This window comes from Pontibacter sp. LHS2, from assembly GCF_058932845.1.
Genome location: NZ_JBZYWG010000002.1, coordinates 391,460 through 413,493 on the forward strand (window position 1 = coordinate 391,460; position 22,034 = coordinate 413,493).

Sequence of the window (22,034 nt, forward strand, 5' to 3'; positions counted from 1 at the left end):
CTGTGTGGCCAGACATTGGCATTTTATACGGCAGGGCCTATCTTCGTTGTTTGCAACGTAACCTAAACAGCATATGAGCAGCAATTTCAATTTCAGAGAAGCAACTCTATCCGATATACCTACTATTCATCGCCTAGCGGAGGTTGTCTGGGAGCCCACCTATCGCTCTATTCTCTCGCCTGAGCAGATTCAGTTTATGTTTGACGTGATCTATACCACTGAAGCGCTGGAACGCCAGATGCAGGAAGGGCAGACTTTTATTTTGCTGTTTGATAAGATGGAGCCGATCGGTTTTGCCGCCTATTCTGAAAAAGATAATCAAGAGCGCAGCTACAAACTGAACAAGATATACCTGCTCCCTACCCGCCAGGGCGAAGGGTTAGGTCAAAAGCTGCTAAAAGAAATGGAGACACGGGTCAGAGAAATAGGTGCGCGTTTCCTGGATCTCAATGTGAACAGGTACAACAAGGCGAAGACTTTCTATGAGCGATGCGGCTATGAGGTATACCTGGAAGAAGACATCCCGATCGGGCCTTACTGGATGAACGACTATGTGATGCGTAAACTGCTCACATAAAAAAAACGGGCAGCCTTTCAGCTGCCCGTTTTGTATCACCTTCATTAACAGATCAGGTTATTTCACCGCGATTGGATCTGGGTTGCCGTCCGGATCGTTCTTTACGAAACCACTTGTCTTAAGCGGACCGTGCAACAGAAGACCTGCTACGTGCGGAGACGCCATAGACGTACCGCTGATCGTGTTGTAACCACCACCTTTCCAGGTAGAGTTGATGCTCACACCAGGTGCGCATACATCTACCGGCGGGTTGCCATAGTTAGAGAAGCTTGCCCATGAGTCAGAAGAGTTCATGGCAGAAACTGTGTAGATATTTGCATGATTAGCACGTGCTGGAGACGAGTTGTTGGCGTGTGTAGACTCGTTACCGGCAGCCAGGGCAAACTTAATGCCTTTGCTGGCAGCAGCAATCACAGCATCATCCAATGCCTGAGAAGTTGGGCCACCTAAGCTCATGTTAGCCACGTCGCCAGACTGAGCGGCCGAAGCCACATAGTCAACACCAGCGATTACACCGGAGTAAGAACCACTTCCGCGTGAGTCGAGCACTTTAACAGCTACAACAGTTGCGTCGTGGGCTACACCTATCACACCGATCGAGTTATTTTTAGCTGCAATCGTACCTGCTACGTGTGTACCGTGACCATTGCCATCATTTGCATCGCTGGCATCTCTACCTGTAGTGAAGAAAGTTCTGCTACGGTTTACATCCACATTCAGGTCAGGGTGCGTCAGGTCAATACCTGAGTCAATCACCCAAGCAGTCTTACCGGTGCCGTCACCATACCCCACACGGGCAATGCCGTAAGGTACAACCTGGCCTGTAGAACCGCCACCACCTGTTCCTGGCTTCGCCAGCATCACGATTCTATCCGGCTCGATATAGGCTACGCGTGAGTCACGGCGAAGCGCTTCTACCTGTCCGTCCGTCAGTTTGGCTGCCACACCGATAATCGCCTGACCATAGGCCTGCTCAATAGTAGCGTTAGCAATACCGTTAGAAGAAAATAATTCCTGGCCCATTTCACGCACTGCGCCTACACGCTGCGCATACGTTGCAGTACCATCCAGACGCAGGTTAGCATCTTTCTTAAATACAACAATGTACTGACCTTTAATGATCGCCCCATTCTGAGTTGAGGTCTGTAAATTCTCTGCTACTTCAGTTGCTTCAGGAGCCTCAGAGTCGCAAGAGGTAAATGTAACTGCGGCAGTAGAGAGAGCTGCCCCAAATAGTACAGAACGTAGGACGTTCTTAACGCGTAAGGTGTTTTTCATACGTGTAAAAATGTTAGGTTAGTTAAAGTTTTAAGGTTTATTATAAGGATAGTGAAAACTAAACTATTGAATAGGATTTATATATCCAAATAAAAGTATAATTTTTTTGCACACTTTTTTTGAAAAAGCACCTAACACTATTTAAAACCCGCACGTTGTTACAACATTTAAATTGCACTAAAATCAGCACTCTTTTTCCTGTATATACAGCAGTAAGAGGTATTTTTAAAGAATAATCAATCTCACTATATTCAAAACCGACGTTATACGTGACTCTGAATACAAGGTTTACATTCACAAAGCACTATCCTTAAAAAATTAAATTTTAATACTAAATTAACAACTATACAGTACAATTTATTTGCACTTTATAACTGTAATTCACTATATTAACAGAAGCACTAACACTAACCTTTATGAAAAAATCAGAACAAGTCCTTTTTTCCATGCCCTTCCGCTTGGTGATTGTCTTCCTTATAGGTATAGTAGGCTGCCAACCTAAAACTGAAGAACAGGCTACGGCCGAGGTACGTGAGACAAGCACAGAGGTCAAACTCGAGCCTCTCACCTCAGAAAATGTAGTAGAAGTACTAACCGCATATGAAAAAGAGCACGCTGACAGTTTGATTCTTATCAGCACCCGCCATGGCGACATTAAGTTGCGGCTCTACCCTGAGACTCCACTGCACCGCGCCAACTTCGTACGCCTCACCAAAGCAGGCTTCTATGATCAGGGAGAGTTTTACCGGGTGGTAAAGGGTTTTGCCGTGCAGGGCGGTGACTCGGATAACCGCACTATGAAGCAGGGTCCTTATAAAATACCGCAGGAGTTTAACCCGAACTACATTCACAAACGCGGCGCACTGGCTATGGCCCGCTACGGTGACGAGCGTAATCCAGACAAGGAGTCGTCTTCACACAACTTCTACATTGTGCAGGGTGAACCCAGAACACTACAGGAGCTACGAGCCTACGAAGCCAAGCACAATATAAAGTATACACCGCAGCAGATCGAGCTCTATACTACTATAGGAGGTGAGCCTGCCCTGGATCAGGAGTACACGGTATTTGGAGAAGTGATAGAAGGCATGGACGTGGTAGACAAGATCTCAGAGGAACCAGTAGACGGTCAAAAGTGGCCACTCACCATTGTGCCGCACAAAATTAAAACGATAAACGAATAGCTTACAAGCAGGCATCAGTAATTGCAAAGATACTATAAACAAAATGCCCCGGCTTGTATGGCCGGGGCATTTTGTTTTATAATAAAGGTATGGCTATACCTTACTGCACCTGACGATTCTTCACATAAGTGTTCAGCCACGTATCCATTTCCCACAGCATGTGCAGGATCGACTCACGGGCTGCATAGCCGTGGCTTTCATGTGGCAGGAACACCAGACGCGTCGTGGCACCATGGCCTTTCAGGGCATTGTAGAAACGTTCGCTCTGGATCGGGAATGTACCTGAGTTGTTGTCGGCCTCCCCGTGGATTAGCAGAATCGGAGTTTTCACTTTGTGGGCAGCTGAGAAGGGAGACATGCGGTTGTATACCTCTGGCGCCTGCCAGTAAGTACGCTCCTCCTGCTGGAAACCAAATGGCGTCAGCGTACGGTTGTAAGCGCCACTTCGGGCTATACCTGCTGCAAACAGATCGGAATGCGCCAGCAGGTTGCCGGTCATAAAGGCACCATAAGAGTGTCCGCCCACGGCAATGCGCTTCGGATCAGCCACACCCATACTCACCGTTTTATCAATAGCGGCTTTGGCGCTGGCTACCAGTTGCTCTACATAGGTGTCGTTTGGCTGGGCCTCGCCCTCTCCTACTATCGGGAAATCCGTACGGTCCAGCACGGCATAGCCTTGCGTTACCCAAAACAGCGGCGAACCGGAACTGATGCGGGTGAACTCGTACGGCGAGCTTTTTACCTGACCGGCAGCAGCTGCGTTTTTAAACTCACGCGGATAAGCCCACATCAGCATTGGCAGCGGTCCATCACCTTTCTTGTAATCCTTCGGCAGGTATAGCACAGCTGTCAGCTTCACGCCGTCGTTGCGGTCGTATTGCAGCAGCTCTTTCTGTACACCCTGCAGTTGCGGGTACGGATGCGGGAATTTAGTTACCTGCGTCAGCTGCTTCTTGTTCAGGTCGCGCACGAAGTAGTTGGGCACCTCCTGCTCCGACTCGCGGCGAGTGATGATGCGCTTGCTGTTCAGGTCAATAATATCCACCGGACGCTCATAATAAGGAGCCTCAGAGCGGAACAAGATCTTCGCTTTCTTAGATTTCAGGTTGAACTCACTCAGGAACGGACGGTTGCCCTCCGGAGAGCCACCCTCGCTGATCATGTAGATGTTGTCACCTTTCTTATCAGTCAACAGTACACTGCGGCCATACTGGTTTTTGGTGTATACAGGGCTGCCCGGATCACTGTAGCCATCCTCGTAAGAACGCTCGATTAGCACGGTGCCGGCCTGCGCTGGCTTTGATGGGTTCACACGCAGCACTCGTTCGGTACGGGTTTTCCAGAGACGCTCATTCACCAGGGCCAGGTCATTGTTGCCCCACTGCATGCCACGATAGCGATATTTGGTTCCAGCCAGTTTAGCAGGCTTTCCGGAGAAAGGCGCATCCAGCATAAACACCACATCACGCTCGGCTACTTCTTTGCTGGCATCACCACCGTCCTGCGCTTCAGCCCAATACAATGTTGCAGGCTTATCAGGACGCCAGTCATAATTGCGAGGGCCTTTTGCTACGTTATCAAAACCGATCGGAATGTCCTCGGCCAATGGAAGCTGCGCCAGTTGCTTGACCACCTTTCCATCGCGGCTCCATACCTCCACATTGTAAGGGAAGTAATAGTGCGGCACCAGGTATGAGTAAGGCTTCTGAATTGTTTCCACCAAAAGGTACTGACCGTCTGGCGACACATCGGCGCTCTTGATGATACCAGCTTGCCCTACTGGCTGCTGCTTTCCGTCAAGGCTTACCAGCTTCAACTGGGTCTGCATGTAGTAATCGAAAAGCTGCTCGTCGTACTTGTTTTTGAGCAGATCCTGGTAGGTACGAGAAGGATTTGCCTTGCCGATGTTCTCCTGGATGTTGGGTCCAGCCGGCACCAGGTTGGCCTTTGGCATTTCGCCACGCTTCTCATCCACAAACTTCACCAGCAGGCTTTTGCTATCCGGTAACCACGAAAACGGACGACCGCTATACGCATCGTTCAGTGTAGCTTCAGTCAGTTTGCGTGCCTGACGGTCGGCTATACCTGCCACCCACAGTTCGATGCCGTTGGCCTTGGTAATTGTGAAGGCGATCTGCTTTTCGTCCGGTGACCAGGTCACATAGGAGATTTGAGCATTTTGAGGTATACCGCTCACCTCAAACTCCTGCCCGCTGTTCACCTGCTTTATTTTAATGTTGTTGATGAAAGAGGCGCGGCTCTGTCCGTTTGTGGCAGGATTTATGCGGAGACCAGCCAGACGGCTTTCCGGCTGCGCCAGCTCTTCGATGCTAGGGTAACCGGCCCGCTCGAGCAATAGCATCCAGTCCCCTTTGGAGTTGATGCTGACACCCGGCGTAGAGGGCGCATCGATGATAGAGGCAATGGTTTCGGGTGGGCGCTGATAGCCGGTAGTGGCGTCTTTGCCTGCCTGTGCGAATGCTGACGGAGCCGGTGAGCCAGCAAGCAAAAGCAGGCTCAACAGCGAAGCAGCCAGCCGCTTCGAGGTTCTCAAGGTGTTCAAGTGCATGTTTCTTTTAAGGTTAGATAAGGTTTGTTGAGGGGTTAGACAGTTAGTGTGGTGTATGGTTTAAACCTGTGTAACTGACACTGCAAAAAGCACTTCTGCTTTATTGCTGTGTACCCAGTGAATACTATACAATATACCATATATACCCTTAACTTAATACTATGCTGAAAACATTACTTTATCTAATCGCCTGCGCCCTATTTACGTTTTCTTTTTCCTCAGTTATAGCCCAGCAGCGCCCCATTTCAAAACTGATTATAGCAAAAGGCGAGACCTATAGGGCAGGCCCAGACAATATTGTGTTGGTAGACACGCTGGTCATGCATGAAAAGGCTACCCTCTCATTTGACCCTTCCCGATATGGTGTGCTGGAGGCCAAAGTAGCTTACATAGCTCAAAAGTGTGTGATTACTTCCAAAGGTTCCAATGGCAAAAAAGGTAACCGTGAGCAAGCAGGCAGCAACGGGGAAAATGGAGGCGATCTGACAATATCGATCCACTTCGCCGACCTGGGCAGTTTGCTTATCGACACAAGTGGTGGGGATGGTGGCAGGGGTGCAGATGGAAGAAACGGAGACCCTGGTGCACAGGAACGTACCGAAGTACGCACTGTAACAGACCCTGTCACAAAACAAACCACTACTACGACAGTCATAATTCCGGGAAAACCGGGCACAGCCGGCTCTGATGCGACTATGGGCGGCAGTGGAGGTCATGGGGGCAATATCACCTTGCAGTACAGCACGGACGGTTTTATTCCTATCTTCAATAACGAAGCAGTCAAGAAAAACAGTATCAGAGTACAAACGACCGGCGGCAGACAGGGACAGTCGGGACAACCCGGAAAAGGCGGCTTTCAACGTCAGGACGGCGGCATAAAATTCTCAGAAATTATCCCGAGCAGCGAGGGAAAAGTCATGCTGGTGAACAGAGACAATCAGTAAGCTATAGATTAACAAAGAAAACCCAAATACTGGACCAGATACATGCTGTCGATGAAATCATACTTGATTGTAAGTCCTGGTCATCAAACTCAAAACGGAGGTACAATGACTTTCTCCGTGACTGATGTCGCTAATTGATAAGAATTAAATTCCTAAATTGCCTTTACATTCAGACTGACAGCATCCTTCGAACGAAGTGTACCTAACTACGCGAGCGGTCGTTGTCACCTAAGCACATTCAGCAATTGAATTGATGCTGAAACAAAGTTGAAGTTAAGCCATCACAAAACAGCGACAATCGAGTTTCTTGAAACTATTTACCAGCTTTTCCTCTTTAAGGTGAAGCACCTTTATATGATTACATGAGCAAAGGATTTAACGTACCGGACAAGGTCATCTATGTATGCACAGGCAGCAAGTGCAAGAAAAAAGGCGGCAAAGATATTGGCAAGACACTCCGCAATATGATCAAGGACATGGGCTTGAAAGGAAAAGTGGAAGTAGTGAAGACTGAATGCACTGACCGCTGCGATTTCGCGCCAGTCATGAGTTTTCAACCTGACAATGTGTGGCTACACCACACTACGGAAGAGCAAGCCAAACAAACTTTTAAGGAGCATATCCTGAAATCAGACGAACAGGTATAAGCGTAAAAAACATAGCCAATAAAAAAAAGCCTTTGGAGCGAATCCAAAGGCTTTTGCTTTTTATAAAAGGGTTGAGTAACCTTAGTAAGTGTCTTCGTATGTGATTTTTGGCACACGCTTGTCGATCTCATACTGACCAGTTCCCTCCTCACCTATCACATCGAAAAGCTCGAGCGCACGGCGGGCTACATATTCTTCTTCTATCTGCTCGTTCAGGAACCACTGCAGGAACGTGAAAGTCACGAAGTCTTTTGTCTTCATGCACTTGTCGGCCATGCGGTTGAATGACTGTGTTACGGCGATCTCCTGCTGTAGCGCCTGCTCAAACACGCTTCTGAAAGAATCGAATTCGATCTGAATGCCCGAAATATCCGGGGATACGGCACGGCCACCCATATCAGAAACATACTTAAAGAGACGCAACATGTGCTCACGCTCTTCATCAGACTGCTTCTTGAAGTAGCCTGCACTGAAGTCGAAGCCATTGCGATCACACCAGGCCGACATGGCCAGGTACATGGACGAAGCTTCAGCCTCCATTTTGATCTGCTCATTCAGTATTCTTTCTATTTCTTCGGTAAGCGAAGTTCTTAACCTTAGTAAATCCTTCATAGGTATTGGGTGTTTTTTGTTCTAAATCCAAGGCACACTCCTAATAGAGCATGCGTCCTTTATTCTTACCATCAAGGTAAGTATAATGTTCTGAAAATGGATATGTGAGATGAAATATGGAAGAAGTCTAAATAAAAAAAGCACAGCTTAAAGGCTGTGCTTGCAGGTATAGCTCGTGTTGTACTTATGCTTCGAGTGGCGTCAGGCACTCGTGCAGCATGCGGTTCAGTTCCAGGCTGAACTTGGCGCCGGCCAATAAATCACGCAGGGCGTATAGTTCGGTCAGCGATAAGATAAAGCAGCGGTCACAGCCACATACCGACACGATCTCGTAATCAGAGGAGCGGGAAGGATTGGCCGCCATCTGCTCCAAATCAATGCTGGCAACGGCTTGCTTCAATCGCAGAAAAGTGTCTACTTTGAGCACATTAAGCGTACCGGCAAAGTGAAGCATCAGGCAGTTCTTGCGATCACACTGAAATACAGCTCCGGCTTCATTTGCATAGATTTCAACTAAATCAGTTGCTGCTGTCGTCTTTTGTCCGGGCTTTGCTGTAGCTGTTATCATGGGCTGGTGCTTATTTCTTTTACGAATGACACAAAGGTAAGCCCTATTTAGAATCAGTCCAAATAAATTTAACTGATATTTGTCACCTTACTCAAATTAGCTATACCATGACTCAGAGAATAGATAAAGTCAACCTTGCCGATAAGTTTGCGCTTATCCCTGACCACTGGAATCCACGCATAGCCGGCGAACTGAACGGACAGCAAGTCAAGCTGGCAAAGTTCAAGGGCGCCTTTGACTGGCACCACCACGAGCATGAAGACGAGCTTTTTCTGGTCGTGAAGGGTAGCTTTGATATGGAATTCCGGGACAGGACGGTCACGGTCCATCCAGGAGAATTCCTGATCGTACCCCGCGGTGTCGAGCATCGACCGGTAGCGCATGAAGAAGCAGAAGTGCTGCTATTTGAGCCCGCCACCACTGTCAACACGGGTAACCTGACCGACAGCGAACGAACCCGCACTGACCTGGAGCGTTTGTAGCGTCAGGTATGGCTGCTATTTGATCTTGGCCTTTTTCATAATGGTTTTAAGGTTGAGCCGCACCAGGTCGCCCATACCTTCGCATTTGAGAAACTCATCTGAATTATGATGCTGGGCCAGCTCCTGCTTTAGCTGCGCTATCTTTTCTGGTGTGGAGATGGTGTCGTTGCGCATGCAGTCGATCAGGTCCTTGAGGCGGTAGCGGGCCGTGCGCAGGCGCCTGAAGATTAGCGTGCGCTCTTCGTTCTGGTACTGCTTCACCACATCCGGCTTGAGCAGCTTCAGCACGAGGTCCACGATCACATTATTGTCTTTAAAGAACTGCGGCAAGTACATCGACTTGCGCCCTTCATAGGACTGCTGATCAAAGTCAATGGGACGCACGCGGTACTGCTCGTCCTCAAAATCCGGCGTGATATCCACCACATAGTTATAAGAGCGCATATCGCCGAGTAGGCGCACGAAGCACCGTTCGTTAAACTTCACAAACTCTTTGGCAATGCGCACCTTGTTCGTGCCCTTTCTGTTCAGGTATTCTTTTATAAAAAGGTCGCCCGGTATACCTGCAATGTGCTCCTCAATAAGTGTATCGCCGTCCACGAGGTAGTTAATGCGGTTTGGCGACAGAATATACTCCAGCTCCAGCCCATAGATACGCGAGGCATCGGCTCGTTTTACATAAAAGTAATCGTAGTTGTCGTTGAGCTGGTTCATGATCTGCACCCGAAAAGGATTGGAATTGCCAAAAGTGCAGTAGTCGATCCGAGAGACGTACAGGTGCTCCATCACCGACATATCCCCATCTGTTTTGAGCAAGGCGTAGATCTGGGTCAGCCCTGTGTTCAGTTCGGCCTGCGCCTGCTGGTCAAACATGATTGTTTCCCACAGCGTGTCGTGCCCTTTCTTATCATAGTAGGGAAAAGCGTCGGTATAGTGGATCAGGTCTTCGTAGCGAACGGGCAGTTTCGTCTCCCGGTCATACTCATGCAGGTAATTGCGCAGACAAGTAGCAATCTGATAAAACTGCTTCTTTTTAGAGATGGAGTTCAATGAGGTTCTGAAAGTTAGAAAGTTGGAGAAGTAGAAAGTTTGAAGTTACGATTTAGGAAATTATACCTGCTTACGGAAATTCTAAAATTCTGCTGTGTCTCTCAGCTATTCCTATGTCCGTTCGATCAGGTATAGCCTACCTCCCTCTCCGACTTTTTACCTTCGTACCTTTTTAACTTTCTAACTCAAACTAGCTTTCCAGAAGGTTATTCTGCCCCAGCACTTGGAGCACTTCGTTTTTGTAGAGGCGGCCGATTGGTATCTCAGCTTTGCCTACGTCGACCGTGGTGGCAGAGAAGGCCTGCACTTTATCGAGGGAGATAATGAAAGAGCGGTGGATGCGCAGAAACTTATCGGTAGGCAGTTTTTCTTCCAGAAAAGATATCTTTTGGTACGAAATGATCTCTTTCGTATCAGTCTTAACCCGGATATAATCTTTCAGACTTTCAATGTAAAGGATATCCGCCAGCATCACCTTTACCATTTTCTTATCGGCCTTCAGGTATATAAAAGCTTCTTTGTAATCTGGTTCGGGATGAGTAATAGATACTGAAGACGCCGGAGCTATACCTTTGGGCTCGGCGGGTGTCACCTTGCCTACGGCTTTCAGAAAACGGTCGAAAGCAATGGGCTTGAGCAGATAGTCCACGGCGTTGAGCTCGTAGCTGTCGAGGGCGTAGTCGCGGTAAGCAGTCGTAAAGATCACCTTCGGCGGATTAGGTATAGACTTGAGGAAATCTATACCTGTGAGTTTAGGCATTTGGATGTCCAGGAACATCAGGTCGATGTGCTCAGTCTGCAGGCAGTTGTAAGCCTCCACAGCGTTGCTGCAGCGGCATACCAGTTCCAAGTTGTCGAGGCGTTCCACAAAAGTCTCCAGCACATCCAACGCCAGGGGCTCATCATCTACTATCAGGCAGCGAAGTTTCATGTTTTATTTAAGTATGGCACAAGGTATAATCTATCGGCTTAGTGAATCGCCCTTTACTGAAATACGCATTTCCCGACCCCTGCCCTTCCCAAGGGCAAGGCCGTTTAATTCATATAAAATAGACCCAAATCCTACTGTCATTCTGTTAAGAAACTTGTATGTAGGGAGGTCAAGCTTAGGCTACTCGCCGCCAAAATCCTTCCAGGATGACAAAAAAAGTAGAATAAAACGACCCTGGTACCGAGAGGGGAATATCTCTTGTCTGATTCCTCTCTTACGGGGCAAGGGTGAGTAACTAAAATCTTATACCTCTCCCAAGTCCAGTTCAAGGCGCACAGCGTAGCTTTCAGGTTCGTCCTCCACTTCGAGGTTATACCTGTTTTCGTAAAGCAGCTCCAGACGGCGGCGCACGTTTTTTAGGCCGATGCCTGAGGCAAAGTCACGGTTGCTGTCGCTGGCTTTTTCGTGGCACTTGCAGTTCTCAACCAGCACCACCAGTGTATCGCCCTGTAGTTTCACATCTATCCGTATCCAGGCATTCTCAGTTTCGGTGCTCACGCCGTGCTTAAAGGCATTCTCCACAAAAGGTAGCAGCATCATGGGAGCTATCTGCTTACCGGCAGCTCCTCCCGACTCAGTATAAGCGATATCCACACGGTCACCGTAGCGGATGCGCTCCAGAGCGATGTAGTTCTGTATATAGTTCAGTTCCTTCTCCAGTGGCACTTTGGCTGCTGCAGCATCATAGAGCATGTAATCCATCAGCCCCGAAAGCTTAAGCACCACTTCCGGCGCATTCTCGGATTTGCGGAGCGTGAGCGAGTACAGGCTGTTCAGGGTATTAAAAAGGAAGTGCGGATGGATCTGCCCTTTCAGAAACTTGAGCTCGGCCTCCAGCTTGTCCTGCGCCAGCGACTGTGTGGCTTGCTGGTCACGGTACCAGTTTTTGAGCAGGTAGATCGCCGCCGAGATCGACACCAGGTAGCCTAAGTTAACATTGTTTCGCACGAAGCGGTAGAGCGTCAGGTTGTCATTGGTGCAGGTAGTGGGGCAAATGAGCGGGTGAATGAGCAGCGGCATGAGCACAAACTGCATCAGGATGCCAATAGCCCCCATCATCAGGAGCAGGTATACAAAGAACTCCAGATAGCGCTTCTGCAGCAGGTACTGTGGCATGAGGAAGTACATATTGAAGTAAACGAGCGTCATCTTAAACGGCAGCTCAATGAGCTCCACCATAAAGGCGTTGTAGTAGTCATCGATGTAACTTCCATAGAGCAAGCCGAAAAAGCCGACGTATACTGCCCAGAAGAGCAGGTGCAACAGCAGCCTGTTTTGGGTGATGGTGCGTACATCCGCTAAACTCCACCTCTCTACCTCCAGCTCGCGCGTTGCGTTCAGTTTTACTTCCATGCTACAAAGTTACATTATCTAAGCATCAAGTCCCTAACCGACAGGTGCTTTTAGACGAGCGGCCATACCTGCCACCTGAAGTGCAGCCCTCGAACCGTGTACAGCCTGTAGGGTGCTATACCTGCTGTACAGGTATGCAAACTGGTCGCTTGTCTAATATTCAATTTTCTTAATACGGGCGACAGTATACTTGCATCGCTATCGGGGAAAGCAGAGCCCTATTAGTGCTGCATATTATATCGTTCTGCAGGCTATGAAAAGAGCCGCTGTCGGCAGCCCAAGCCCCGGACTTGCGCCGACAGTGATTTGTTAGAGTGGTGAAAGGCGCTGCCGTCGAGGTGGTGCCTTTTCATTTTCAGGCTAGGTTGGTGCTGCGCAATCAGGTATATTCGTAGATCGCTATACCTTTGAAAGGGCTGCGCACCATACCTGGCATAGATGTTAAAGTTCATAGGCACTTTTTTGATCTCACTTTTCGCTGTAAGTATGATCGCGGCGATCGCTTACCTGCAGGGCTTTACTTCCTTTACTTTTGCCTGGGTATTGAATTTCATGTTGATGATGGCCGTTTCGTCTCTTGCAGAAACATTTAATCCGCAGCTAACATCTCCTTATTACGAACCTAAGAAATGGGAAGCGGATGGGCATATGTACAGGTGGTTTGGCGTGAATGGTTTCAGGAAATTGATGGTATGGGTAGGTTGGGAAAAGATTCGCAAAGCGGTTAGTCCTGTTAAAAAAGACCTGCAAGCCCTAACACTGCTGGAATACAATACCCGTCATTCTGAGTTGGGGCACCTGATTATATTCTTCATCGTGCTTGGCTTTACCTTCTTTGTTGCTTTCCGAGACGGGCTAAAAGAGTCTCTCTGGTTAATTTTTCTGAACGTGGTGCTGAATGTCTATCCTATTCTGGTGCAGCGCTACAATCGCCCTCGTCTGCAAAAGGTGATTCAGGTATACAGCACATTGTCAGCTAGATCCGCAAAACCAAAGACTACGCAATAGCGAAGGTATAACTGCACTGCAACGCAGATAGCCCTGGGTTATAATTAGTTTGCGGCTACACATAACGCCATTTCCATATTCTTTGACTCCTGAACTCTCACACTCAGATCAGTTCCTTTGCCGGATCCCAGAACAGCTTTTCGAATTCCACCACCTGGTCGTTTTCTACTTTCACCCCCTCTTGCTCCAGCCGCTCCTGCATGGCATTGGAAGCTTCGAAGTGCTGCTTGCCTGTCAGCATGCCGACCCGGTTCACTACCCGGTGTGCAGGTATAGCAGCGAAGGGCTGTGAGGCGATCAGCGCCCAGCCAACCATACGGGCCGAGCCTTTTGACCCCAGGTAGCTGGCAATGGCTCCGTAGGAGGTCACCCGTCCCTCCGGAATCAACTTAACCACCTCATATACATCCTCAAAAAAGTTTTTCTTGCTCTCGCTCATACCTTTGTACAAATTCTTTTAATCTTATTTTAAACCTCTGATGTTGCCGTTTGTCTTATAATAGCGCCTGTTGGTAGAGTTCGCCTACAGCATGCTTTAATATACCATGACAAGCATGTAAATTTAGTCGTTTTTCGCTGTTGTCTATACGTTAAATACAAACTGTAATTCTCTACCTTTGAAGTAACATCACCTTATCGAAGTTTAAACTTAAATGAACAAAACTGTCAAAACCATTCTCCTACTTGTAGTTGCTGCCGTTGTTGGTTACCTATTATACAACAAAGTGTTTTCTGGTAGCGAGCAAGCAAATGCATCCGGACCTACGGGCGGCCCTATGGCTCAGAAAGTAGCCGTGGACGTTTTTGTAGTCTCTCACACTGCTTTCCAGAATAAAATCACTTCTACTGGCTCCGTTATACCTAACGAGGATGTGGAACTGCGCAGTGAAATATCCGGCCGCGTAACGGCTATCAACTTCAAAGAAGGCAGCCAGGTTAAGAAAGGACAGCTGCTGATGACAGTGAACGATGCAGACCTGCGTGCCCAGCTGGCCAAGTTGCAGTCTAACCAGAAGCTGTACCAGGACATGGAGGAGCGTCAGCGCACCCTGCTCGAAAAAGAGTATATCAGCCGCCAGGAGTATGACCAGGTGAGTAATCAGCTGGCAACTGCCACTGCTGACATTCAGGCGCTGAGAGCAACCTTGGACAAAGCCTATGTACGTGCTCCTTTTGATGGTGTGATCGGTCTGCGCCAGGTGAGTGAGGGCAGCTATGTTACACCAACCAGCCCTGTGGCCCGCATTGTGGACATCAGCCCGGTTAAAATCGACTTTTCGATACCCGGCCGCTACAGCCAATCCGTAAAAGTAGGCGATAAGATCACCTTTACCTCCGAAGGCAGCGCAGAAGTGTATGAAGCGACCATTTATGCTATTCAACCAAACATCGATCCTGCTACCCGTACCCTGCAGCTGCGAGCCCTTTACGAAAACAAGAACCAGGAAATAAAGCCTGGCGCCTTTGTGAAGGTGGCACTTAGCCTGCAAGACATGGAAGAGGCTATCCTGATCCCTACAGAGTCAATCATACCAGAAGCAACAGGGCACAAGATCTTCCTGGCCAAAGGCGGAAAAGCCCAGCCTAAAATGGTAAAGATTGGCCAACGCTCCGAAACCCTGATTCAGATCATTGAAGGAGTAGAACCCGGCGACACCATCATCAGCTCGGGTATATTGCAGACACGCCCCGGTTCTGACTTGAACATCAGAAGAGTAGTAACATCTGAAGTATCTCAATAACGTCTCCTGAAGCGTTAGATGGAGTGAAGAGGGAATGAACCTTGGTTCTGCTCTCAGTCTGTTTAGTAAAAGACAATTATGGCAAGTTTATCAAATATAAGTATTAAGCGCCCGGTACTCGCCATCGTGATGAGCATCACGATCATTGTATTCGGTATAATCGGCATCACGTACCTGGGTGTTCGCGAATACCCTAGCGTAGACCCGCCTATCGTAAACGTATCCACAAGCTATGCCGGTGCCAATGCCGAGACCATCGAGTCGGAGATCACCGAACCGCTCGAGGAGTCCATCAACGGTATTGCAGGTATACGCACCCTGACATCGTCAAGCAGCGAAGGTAACAGTAACATTACCGTTGAGTTTGACCTGGATGTAGACCTGGAGGCTGCTGCCAACGACGTGCGCGACCGCGTATCGAGAGCACAGCGCCGTCTTCCGGAAGATGCCGAACCACCTACCGTATCCAAAGCCGATGCGGATGCCAACCCGATCATTTTCCTGGGTATACGCAGCGAAACACGCTCCCTTTTGGACCTTTCTGATATAGGCCAGAACGTGTTCAAAGAGCAGTTGCAGACGATTCCGGGTGTGAGTGCCATCAACATTTGGGGTGACAAGCGCTACTCCATGCGCCTCTGGATGGACCCGGACAAGCTTTCTGCATTGCAGGTGACTCCGCTGGAAGTGCGAGATGCACTGGCCCGCCAGAACGTGGAGCTGCCATCAGGTAGCATCGAAGGTGCTACAACAGAGCTTTCGGTGAGAACCATGGGCCGTATCTCTACGCCAGAAGAATTCAATAACCTGGTGGTGCGGGAAGACGCTAACCGCCTGATCCGCTTCCGCGACATCGGTTATGCGCAGCTGTCCCCAGAGAACGAAAAAACGGTATTGCGTTACAACGGCATCCCTATGATTGGTGTCGTGATCATCCCACAGCCGGGTACCAACCAGGTGGAGATTGCTGACGAATTCTACAGAAGACTGGAGTTCATCAAAAAGGACATCCCGGAAGATCTGGAGCTTACCATCGGCTTTGACAACTCAAAATATGTAAGAGCCTCCATTGCAGAGGTGAAGGAAACGATCTTCATTGCCTTCGGTCTGGTAGTGGTGATCATCTTCCTTTTCCTGCGTGACTGGCGCTCTACCATCATCCCGGTGGTGGCTATACCTGTGTCGCTGATCGGGGCCTTCTTTATCATGTACCTGATGAACTTCTCCATCAACGTGCTCACTTTGCTGGGTATCGTACTGGCGATTGGTCTCGTGGTGGATGATGCTATCGTAATGCTGGAGAACATCTACTCCCGTATCGAGGAGGGCCAGGAACCGATGAAGGCGGCCAAGAAAGGAGCCGGGGAAATCTACTTCGCGATTATCTCCACCACCATCGCATTGGCGGCGGTGTTTATGCCGGTTGCTTTCCTTGAAGATACCACCGGTCGCCTCTTCCGCGAATTTGGTATAGTGGTGGCAGGTTCCGTGATCATATCCTCATTTGTTTCGCTTACCCTGACCCCAATGATGTCGTCGCGTATGCTGAAGCACCGCGACAGACCAAATTGGTTTTACCGTAAAACAGAGCCTTTCTTTGCGGGCCTAACAAACGCCTACAGAAGCAGTCTGAACAGTTTCTTGTCCTTCCGCTGGGTAGCCTTTGTGTTAGTTATTATGTCCGCCGGTATCATCTGGTGGCAGTTCTCCACTATGCGCTCCGAATTAACACCGGACGAAGACAGAAGCGGCCTTCGTATTCAAACCACTGGTCCCGAAGGAGCTTCCTTTGAATTCATGGACCGGTATATGAACGAGTTGTCGGCACTGGTGAACGACTCTGTACAGGGCATCAGTAGCATGACTACCATGACGCGTAACTCCAACTCCGGTTTCATACGCCTGCGCCTGGTAGACCCTCAGGACCGTAGCAAATCACAACAGCAGATCGTGGAAGAGCTTCCAGCCCTCCTCAACCAGATTCCGGGAGCCCGTGCCTTCGCAGCCGGCGACAAAGGCCTGGGTGGTGGACGTGGTGCCGGTCAGCCGGTATCTTATGTAGTGCAGGCACAAAGCATGGCCAAGCTGCGCGAAATCATACCTCCTTTCCTCGAGGCAGCCCGTCAGAACCCTGTGTTCAACTTTGTGGATGTAAACCTGAAGTTCAATAAGCCAGAATTGCGCGTAGAGATAGACCGTGAAAAAGCCCTGTCGATGGGTGTAAGCGTGCGTGACGTGGCACAAACCATGCAGCTAGGCCTGAGCGGACAGCGCTTCGGCTACTTTGTGCGCGGTGGCAAGCAGTACCAGATACTGGGGCAGGTAGCGCGTGAGAACCGTAGCGAACCACTCGATTTGCGTAGCTTGTACGTGAAAAACAATGCCGGTGAACTGATACAGCTTGACAACCTGATCGAGTTGAAAGAAGAAAGCTCTTCACCTCAGATCTACCGTTTCAACCGTTTTGCCGCAGCTACTTTCAGTGCTACACTCAATAAGGGCTACACCATTGGAGATGGTATAGAGGCCATGGACGTTATCGCGAAAGACGTGCTCGACGAAACCTTCCAAACTTCCCTCACCGGCCAGTCCAGAGATTTCCAGGAAAGCTCCGGCAGTTTGATGTTCGCCTTCTTACTGGCACTCGGCCTGATCTACCTGGCCCTGGCAGCACAGTTCGAAAGCTTCCGCGACCCGATCATCATCATGTTCACGGTACCTTTGGCCCTGGCAGGTGCACTGCTGAGCTTGTGGTACTTTGATCAGACGCTCAACATCTTCAGCCAGATCGGTATGATCATGCTTGTGGGTCTGGTAACCAAGAACGGTATCCTGCTGGTGGAATTTGCCAATCAGAAGAAAGAACAGGGCCTTACCAAACTGGAAGCAGCCAGAGAAGCCGCCGTGTCTCGCTTCCGCCCTATCCTGATGACGAGTTTGTCTACGATCCTGGGTACTTTGCCAATCGCACTGGCGCTGGGTGCAGGCTCCGAAAGCCGTACCTCCATGGGTATAGCCGTAGTCGGTGGTCTGATCTTCGCGACTGGTCTGACGCTGTATATCATCCCGGCTATCTACTCGTTCTTCTCGTCTGCTGAGGCCAATCTTGCCCTGATGTCTGACAAAGATGAAGAGGAAGAACTGGAGCGCAGAAAAGAGCGCAAGCAGGAAAGAGAACCTGTTCTGAGCAAATAATATCTAAAATCTAATCTTTGACGCTAAGATTTAAACTTTTGCATTCTAATATAATGTCCCCACTTAGAGTTGCAGCACTGTTCCTACTTGGAGTAATGCTGCTCTTCCCTAACAAACTTGCCGCGCAGGAGCAGCTTTCGCTGCAAGATGCCATCCGCATAGGGCTCCAGAATAACTATGATATCCAGATTGCCACCCGGCAGGAGGCTATCGCCGAAAACAACGTAACCCGTGGCAATGCTGGCTTTCTTCCGAGTGTAGAAGCTCGTGGTGGCCGTACTTTCAGTGAGAACAACTCCCGCCAGACATTTCAGACGGGCCCGGACCGTACCCGTAACGGCGCCAGCTCCAACAACATCAACGGTAGCATCAACCTGAACTGGACCATATTCGATGGGATGGGCATGTTCATCAACTATGAGCGTCTGCAGGCACTGGAGAAGTCCGGCATTCTGTTTACACGGGAGACGGTGCAAAATACACTGGCGGCCATCTTTGACAACTATTTTGAAGTAGTGCGCCAGTCGCAGAAGATGCAGGCGATCAAAGATGCCATTGCCATCTCACAAGCCCGCGTTGACATTGCACAGGCACAGTATGAAGTAGGTGTGAGCGCTAAGGTAGAGATTCTGCGTGCTCAGGTGGACTTCAACACCGACCGTTCAGAATTGCTGGTACAGCAGGAGGCGCTGCAAAATGCAAAGATCAACCTGAACCAATTGCTCAGCCGTGACCCGGATATCGATTTTGTGGTGACAGACTCCATTGTGGTAGATCCTAATCTGAGCTACGCCAACGCCGACAAAGGTATGCTCGCCAATAACCCGCTTCTGGAACGCCTGAAGGTAAACCGGGAAATTGCTAACCTGGACATCAAAGCCGTACGTGCCAGTCGTTTCCCTGTGATCAGTGTGGTGAGTGCTTACAATTTTAACCGCTCAGAAAACGAACCGCTGAACGAATTCTCGCCTTTGTTTAACCAGAACCGGGGCTATAACTATGGGCTGAGTGTGAACCTGCCTATTTTTAATGGCCTGAACACCAACCGACTTGCTCAAAATGCACGCATTAACATGGAGTCGGCCAACCTGGAGTACCAGCGTCAGCAGAACCTGTTGGATGCTTCCCTGGCCAGAGCGTATAGCCAGTACAGCAATCGTTTACAGTTGTTGCAATTAGAAGAAACAAATCTCACGCTGGCACAGGAAAACGCCGCCATTGCTTTAGAAAGATACCGATTAGGACTTTTGACTGCGATTGAATTGCGGGAGGCACAGCGTAACCAATTAGTAGCGGAGAACCGCCTGATTGATATCCAGTTTCAGGCGAAAGCTGCTGAAACCGAGCTAAAGCGTATCAGCAGCACCCTGCTGCAAGAGAACGCACAGTAAGCTACAAAAAGACTTTATACCTGATTGCCGATAAAAGTATAGCACATGTGCTATACTTTTATCATTTAGGGCTTATCTTAGTCGCATCGCCCTAACCAACCCATACCCTGCATGGAACAGGAACTCTTCCAAACACTTGCTGTAGCACTTGGCCTTGGCCTGCTTGTCGGACTGCAAAGGCAGCACGACAAAGCCCGTATTGCGGGTATTCGTACCTTTCCGCTGATTACCCTGTTTGGTACGATCAGCGCAATGCTGGCACAGGATTATGGCGGCTGGATCGTGGGAGCAGGTATACTAGGCACAGCTGCTATTGTCGTGGTGGCCAACCTCCTGAAGCGGCAGGAACTACAGCCTGATGTAGGACAAACTACGGAGGCCGCCGCCCTGTTGATGTATGGCGTAGGCGCCTACCTGGTGCTGGGCAGCACGACCGTGGCCGTGGCAATAGGTGCTACCGTGGCCGTGCTTCTTCATCTCAAAGATACCCTCCATCGCATCGTGGCCCGCATCGGGCAGCGGGACCTAACGGCTATTATGCAGTTTGTGGTTATCTCCCTGGTCATTCTGCCAGTACTCCCCGACGAAGCTTACGGTCCCTACCTGGTACTGAACCCGCACAACATCTGGCTCATGGTCGTGCTCATCGTAGGTATAGGACTGCTGGGCTACTTCGTGTACAAGATCTTTGGCAACAAAGCCGGCACTTTCCTGGGTGGTGTGCTGGGAGGACTCATTTCCAGTACAGCCACCACAGTAAGCTATGCCCGTCGCACCAAAGAATCAAAAGGAAGCAGTCAACTGGCCGCTATTGTAATCTTCATTGCCTCCACGGTAGCTTTCTTCCGGATACTCACAGAGATTCTGATCGTAGCACCGGGTGTAATAGGGAAGGTAGCCCCTCCCCTTTTAGCTGTAGTGGGCCTGATGGTCGTGACTGGCCTGGTTGCCTACTTCACCAATAAGGAGGAAAGTGACCACATGCCCGAGCAGGAAAACCCCGCCCAATTGAAAGCGGCGCTGGTCTTTGGCGCTATTTACGGGCTCGTGATCCTGGCCACAGCTGCCGCAAAAGATTACCTGGGTGACAGCGGTCTTTATATCGTCGCCATTATTTCAGGCCTGACCGATGTGGATGCCATCACCCTGTCTACCTCACGCCTTATGAGCATGGGTAATTTGTCAGCCGACACTGGCTGGCGCGTGATTCTGATTGCCGGACTTTCTAATGTTGCCTTCAAAGGCGCCTTAGTGGGCTTTTTGGGAAACAAAGGATTGCTCGCTAAGATATCACTCCTTTTTGGCATTGTGCTGCTGGGCGGTTTGTTGGTGCTGTGGTGGTGGCCTGAAGGCTATACCCTGCAGGTATAAGCGGTAACACCCCATACTGCCTCTTCACCGATTCCTGGTGTATGCGGTCAAACAACTGCGTGACAAACTCTTCGTTCAGGTTTTTGCTCAAGGCAAGGCTGGCATGCTTAGCCAAAAGCTCCGCCCATCTTTCTTCCTGGAATATAGTTAACCCATGCTGCACTTTGTATTGCCCTATCTCAGCAGCCACCTGCATCCTGTAACTCAATAGATCGATCAGTTGCTCATCGATGTAATCAATGGAGTGGCGCATTTCACTTAGATCTGCGGCAGAGTTCGTGTCTAGGGCCAATGGACAGCCAGTCAGCTTTGCCAATAGCTCTTTTAGCGCCTGTGGTGTTATTTGCTGGTCGGCATCACTCCAGGCTGTTTCCGGATTTATGTGCGTCTCGATCATCAGGCCGTCCATCTGCAGTGCCAATGCCGTCTCGGCTATACCTGCCAGCAGTTGGCGGTTACCGGCGATGTGGCTCGGATCATTGATCAGCAACAGATCAGGGCGCAACTCCTTCAGAGCCATGGGCATGTACCATTCCGGGTTGTTTCGGTACACAGATTTACCCAGCGGCGAGATGCCCCGGTGGATGGCACTGGTTTGGTTGATACCTGCTTTCTCCAGCCGCTCTATTGCGCCCAGCCAAAGTTGCACATCCGGGTTCACGGGATTTTTGACCAGCACAGGTATATCCACGCCTTTCAGGGCATCTGCAATTTCCTGCACGGCAAAGGGGTTGGCTGTCGTGCGTGCCCCAATCCAAAGCACATCAACGCCATGCTGCAGGCACTGCTCCACATGGGCTGTATTTGCTACTTCCGTCGCTACACGCAAGCCCGTTTCCTGCTGCACCCGTTGCAGCCAGGTGAGTCCCGGTTTTCCCACTCCCTCGAAAGAGCCTGGACGGGTTCTTGGCTTCCAAATGCCTGCCCTGAAGATACCAACCCCAGCGTCCTTTAACTGATGTGCCGTCGCCAGCACCTGTTCTTCTGTTTCAGCGCTGCACGGCCCTGCTATGATGAGTGGCTTTTCCTGAGTGCTTAGATTGCTTACTGATTTCATATTCTTTGTTGT

At 49.6% G+C, this 22,034-nt stretch carries 20 protein-coding genes; 10 read left to right on the top strand and 10 right to left on the bottom strand.

Features of this window, described 5'->3' with window-relative positions; genetic code table 11:
* Nucleotides 1-73 precede the first annotated feature (73 nt).
* A complete protein-coding gene (locus tag AC5FX6_RS10390) occupies nucleotides 74-577 on the top strand; it encodes a GNAT family N-acetyltransferase (RefSeq protein ID WP_493596985.1) in 504 nt (167 codons plus the stop codon).
* A 57-nt stretch (nucleotides 578-634) separates the two neighbouring features.
* On the opposite strand, the gene AC5FX6_RS10395 is transcribed toward AC5FX6_RS10390, so the two are convergent.
* Nucleotides 635-1,855: a S8 family peptidase gene (locus AC5FX6_RS10395; protein WP_493596986.1), complete on the bottom strand. Its 1,221-nt coding sequence runs from the start codon at nucleotides 1,853-1,855 to the stop codon at nucleotides 635-637.
* Between the two features lie 416 nt (nucleotides 1,856-2,271).
* Here AC5FX6_RS10395 and AC5FX6_RS10400 point away from each other — a divergent pair, with 416 nt between their 5' ends.
* Nucleotides 2,272-3,039 carry a peptidylprolyl isomerase gene (locus AC5FX6_RS10400; protein WP_493596987.1) on the top strand — a complete coding sequence of 256 codons (768 nt, stop codon included), beginning with the start codon at nucleotides 2,272-2,274 and terminating at the stop codon, nucleotides 3,037-3,039.
* Nucleotides 3,040-3,139: 100 nt separating this feature from the next.
* Here AC5FX6_RS10400 and AC5FX6_RS10405 read toward each other — a convergent pair whose 3' ends face one another.
* Nucleotides 3,140-5,611 carry a S9 family peptidase gene (locus AC5FX6_RS10405; RefSeq protein ID WP_493596988.1) on the bottom strand — a complete coding sequence of 824 codons (2,472 nt, stop codon included), beginning with the start codon at nucleotides 5,609-5,611 and terminating at the stop codon, nucleotides 3,140-3,142.
* A gap of 161 nt (nucleotides 5,612-5,772) precedes the next feature.
* Between AC5FX6_RS10405 and AC5FX6_RS10410 the strand changes: the two genes are divergently transcribed.
* Together AC5FX6_RS10410 and AC5FX6_RS10415 are read left to right on the top strand one after the other, a co-directional pair.
* Complete coding sequence (locus AC5FX6_RS10410; protein ID WP_493596989.1) at nucleotides 5,773-6,555, top strand: hypothetical protein; 783 nt, start codon at nucleotides 5,773-5,775, stop codon at nucleotides 6,553-6,555.
* A gap of 362 nt (nucleotides 6,556-6,917) precedes the next feature.
* The gene (locus AC5FX6_RS10415; protein WP_493596990.1) at nucleotides 6,918-7,202 is read left to right on the top strand and encodes a (2Fe-2S) ferredoxin domain-containing protein; all 285 of its coding nucleotides are present in this window, start codon (nucleotides 6,918-6,920) and stop codon (nucleotides 7,200-7,202) included.
* A gap of 81 nt (nucleotides 7,203-7,283) precedes the next feature.
* Here the strand turns inward: AC5FX6_RS10415 and AC5FX6_RS10420 are convergent, their stop codons facing one another.
* Nucleotides 7,284-7,814: a ferritin gene (locus AC5FX6_RS10420; protein ID WP_493596991.1), complete on the bottom strand. Its 531-nt coding sequence runs from the start codon at nucleotides 7,812-7,814 to the stop codon at nucleotides 7,284-7,286.
* A 184-nt stretch (nucleotides 7,815-7,998) separates the two neighbouring features.
* Entirely contained in the window at nucleotides 7,999-8,382 is a 384-nt protein-coding gene (locus tag AC5FX6_RS10425) for a hypothetical protein (protein ID WP_493596992.1), read from the bottom strand.
* A gap of 107 nt (nucleotides 8,383-8,489) precedes the next feature.
* On the opposite strand from AC5FX6_RS10425, the gene AC5FX6_RS10430 reads away from it, so the two are divergent.
* Complete coding sequence (locus AC5FX6_RS10430) at nucleotides 8,490-8,864, top strand: cupin domain-containing protein (RefSeq protein ID WP_493596993.1); 375 nt, start codon at nucleotides 8,490-8,492, stop codon at nucleotides 8,862-8,864.
* Between the two features lie 15 nt (nucleotides 8,865-8,879).
* On the opposite strand, the gene AC5FX6_RS10435 is transcribed toward AC5FX6_RS10430, so the two are convergent.
* The 4 genes from AC5FX6_RS10435 to AC5FX6_RS10450 form a co-directional block, all read right to left on the bottom strand.
* On the bottom strand, nucleotides 8,880-9,914 hold the full coding sequence (locus AC5FX6_RS10435; RefSeq protein WP_493596994.1) for a hypothetical protein: 1,035 nt from the start codon (nucleotides 9,912-9,914) through the stop codon (nucleotides 8,880-8,882).
* A gap of 190 nt (nucleotides 9,915-10,104) precedes the next feature.
* Nucleotides 10,105-10,845, bottom strand: coding sequence for a LytR/AlgR family response regulator transcription factor (locus tag AC5FX6_RS10440; protein WP_493596995.1), 741 nt, complete (start codon nucleotides 10,843-10,845; stop codon nucleotides 10,105-10,107).
* Nucleotides 10,846-11,148: 303 nt separating this feature from the next.
* A complete protein-coding gene (locus AC5FX6_RS10445; RefSeq protein WP_493596996.1) occupies nucleotides 11,149-12,258 on the bottom strand; it encodes a sensor histidine kinase in 1,110 nt (369 codons plus the stop codon).
* A 251-nt stretch (nucleotides 12,259-12,509) separates the two neighbouring features.
* Complete coding sequence (locus AC5FX6_RS10450) at nucleotides 12,510-12,710, bottom strand: hypothetical protein (RefSeq protein WP_493596997.1); 201 nt, start codon at nucleotides 12,708-12,710, stop codon at nucleotides 12,510-12,512.
* Between AC5FX6_RS10450 and AC5FX6_RS10455 the strand changes: the two genes are divergently transcribed.
* The gene (locus AC5FX6_RS10455; RefSeq protein ID WP_493596998.1) at nucleotides 12,697-13,266 is read left to right on the top strand and encodes a glycosyl-4,4'-diaponeurosporenoate acyltransferase CrtO family protein; all 570 of its coding nucleotides are present in this window, start codon (nucleotides 12,697-12,699) and stop codon (nucleotides 13,264-13,266) included. The two genes, AC5FX6_RS10450 and AC5FX6_RS10455, sit on opposite strands and share 14 nt — an antisense overlap.
* A 103-nt stretch (nucleotides 13,267-13,369) precedes the next feature.
* Here the strand turns inward: AC5FX6_RS10455 and AC5FX6_RS10460 are convergent, their stop codons facing one another.
* Nucleotides 13,370-13,705, bottom strand: a complete 336-nt coding sequence (locus tag AC5FX6_RS10460; protein ID WP_493596999.1) for an MGMT family protein — start codon at nucleotides 13,703-13,705, stop codon at nucleotides 13,370-13,372.
* Nucleotides 13,706-13,919: 214 nt separating this feature from the next.
* On the opposite strand from AC5FX6_RS10460, the gene AC5FX6_RS10465 reads away from it, so the two are divergent.
* From AC5FX6_RS10465 to AC5FX6_RS10480, 4 genes are all read left to right on the top strand, one after another.
* A complete protein-coding gene (locus tag AC5FX6_RS10465; RefSeq protein ID WP_493597000.1) occupies nucleotides 13,920-15,008 on the top strand; it encodes an efflux RND transporter periplasmic adaptor subunit in 1,089 nt (362 codons plus the stop codon).
* A 78-nt stretch (nucleotides 15,009-15,086) separates the two neighbouring features.
* Nucleotides 15,087-18,203 carry an efflux RND transporter permease subunit gene (locus tag AC5FX6_RS10470; protein ID WP_493597001.1) on the top strand — a complete coding sequence of 1,039 codons (3,117 nt, stop codon included), beginning with the start codon at nucleotides 15,087-15,089 and terminating at the stop codon, nucleotides 18,201-18,203.
* A gap of 53 nt (nucleotides 18,204-18,256) precedes the next feature.
* Nucleotides 18,257-19,594, top strand: coding sequence for a TolC family protein (locus AC5FX6_RS10475; RefSeq protein ID WP_493597002.1), 1,338 nt, complete (start codon nucleotides 18,257-18,259; stop codon nucleotides 19,592-19,594).
* 111 nt (nucleotides 19,595-19,705) lie between these two features.
* Nucleotides 19,706-20,965, top strand: coding sequence for an MgtC/SapB family protein (locus tag AC5FX6_RS10480; RefSeq protein ID WP_493597003.1), 1,260 nt, complete (start codon nucleotides 19,706-19,708; stop codon nucleotides 20,963-20,965).
* Here AC5FX6_RS10480 and AC5FX6_RS10485 read toward each other — a convergent pair.
* On the bottom strand, nucleotides 20,877-22,022 hold the full coding sequence (locus AC5FX6_RS10485; RefSeq protein WP_493597004.1) for a bifunctional 3-deoxy-7-phosphoheptulonate synthase/chorismate mutase type II: 1,146 nt from the start codon (nucleotides 22,020-22,022) through the stop codon (nucleotides 20,877-20,879). The genes AC5FX6_RS10480 and AC5FX6_RS10485 overlap by 89 nt on opposite strands.
* Nucleotides 22,023-22,034: the final 12 nt, after the last annotated feature.

Coding starts and splice junctions, on each gene's coding strand:
- AC5FX6_RS10410 (WP_493596989.1), top strand. CDS start 5,773: ATGCTGAAAACATTACTTTATCTAATCGCCTGCGCCCTATTTACGTTT.
- AC5FX6_RS10440 (WP_493596995.1), bottom strand. CDS start 10,845: ATGAAACTTCGCTGCCTGATAGTAGATGATGAGCCCCTGGCGTTGGAT.
- AC5FX6_RS10455 (WP_493596998.1), top strand. CDS start 12,697: ATGTTAAAGTTCATAGGCACTTTTTTGATCTCACTTTTCGCTGTAAGT.
- AC5FX6_RS10480 (WP_493597003.1), top strand. CDS start 19,706: ATGGAACAGGAACTCTTCCAAACACTTGCTGTAGCACTTGGCCTTGGC.
- AC5FX6_RS10425 (WP_493596992.1), bottom strand. CDS start 8,382: ATGATAACAGCTACAGCAAAGCCCGGACAAAAGACGACAGCAGCAACT.
- AC5FX6_RS10450 (WP_493596997.1), bottom strand. CDS start 12,710: ATGAACTTTAACATCTATGCCAGGTATGGTGCGCAGCCCTTTCAAAGG.
- AC5FX6_RS10415 (WP_493596990.1), top strand. CDS start 6,918: ATGAGCAAAGGATTTAACGTACCGGACAAGGTCATCTATGTATGCACA.
- AC5FX6_RS10475 (WP_493597002.1), top strand. CDS start 18,257: ATGTCCCCACTTAGAGTTGCAGCACTGTTCCTACTTGGAGTAATGCTG.
- AC5FX6_RS10400 (WP_493596987.1), top strand. CDS start 2,272: ATGAAAAAATCAGAACAAGTCCTTTTTTCCATGCCCTTCCGCTTGGTG.
- AC5FX6_RS10420 (WP_493596991.1), bottom strand. CDS start 7,814: ATGAAGGATTTACTAAGGTTAAGAACTTCGCTTACCGAAGAAATAGAA.
- AC5FX6_RS10460 (WP_493596999.1), bottom strand. CDS start 13,705: ATGAGCGAGAGCAAGAAAAACTTTTTTGAGGATGTATATGAGGTGGTT.
- AC5FX6_RS10395 (WP_493596986.1), bottom strand. CDS start 1,855: ATGAAAAACACCTTACGCGTTAAGAACGTCCTACGTTCTGTACTATTT.
- AC5FX6_RS10405 (WP_493596988.1), bottom strand. CDS start 5,611: ATGCACTTGAACACCTTGAGAACCTCGAAGCGGCTGGCTGCTTCGCTG.
- AC5FX6_RS10485 (WP_493597004.1), bottom strand. CDS start 22,022: ATGAAATCAGTAAGCAATCTAAGCACTCAGGAAAAGCCACTCATCATA.
- AC5FX6_RS10465 (WP_493597000.1), top strand. CDS start 13,920: ATGAACAAAACTGTCAAAACCATTCTCCTACTTGTAGTTGCTGCCGTT.
- AC5FX6_RS10470 (WP_493597001.1), top strand. CDS start 15,087: ATGGCAAGTTTATCAAATATAAGTATTAAGCGCCCGGTACTCGCCATC.
- AC5FX6_RS10445 (WP_493596996.1), bottom strand. CDS start 12,258: ATGGAAGTAAAACTGAACGCAACGCGCGAGCTGGAGGTAGAGAGGTGG.
- AC5FX6_RS10430 (WP_493596993.1), top strand. CDS start 8,490: ATGACTCAGAGAATAGATAAAGTCAACCTTGCCGATAAGTTTGCGCTT.
- AC5FX6_RS10390 (WP_493596985.1), top strand. CDS start 74: ATGAGCAGCAATTTCAATTTCAGAGAAGCAACTCTATCCGATATACCT.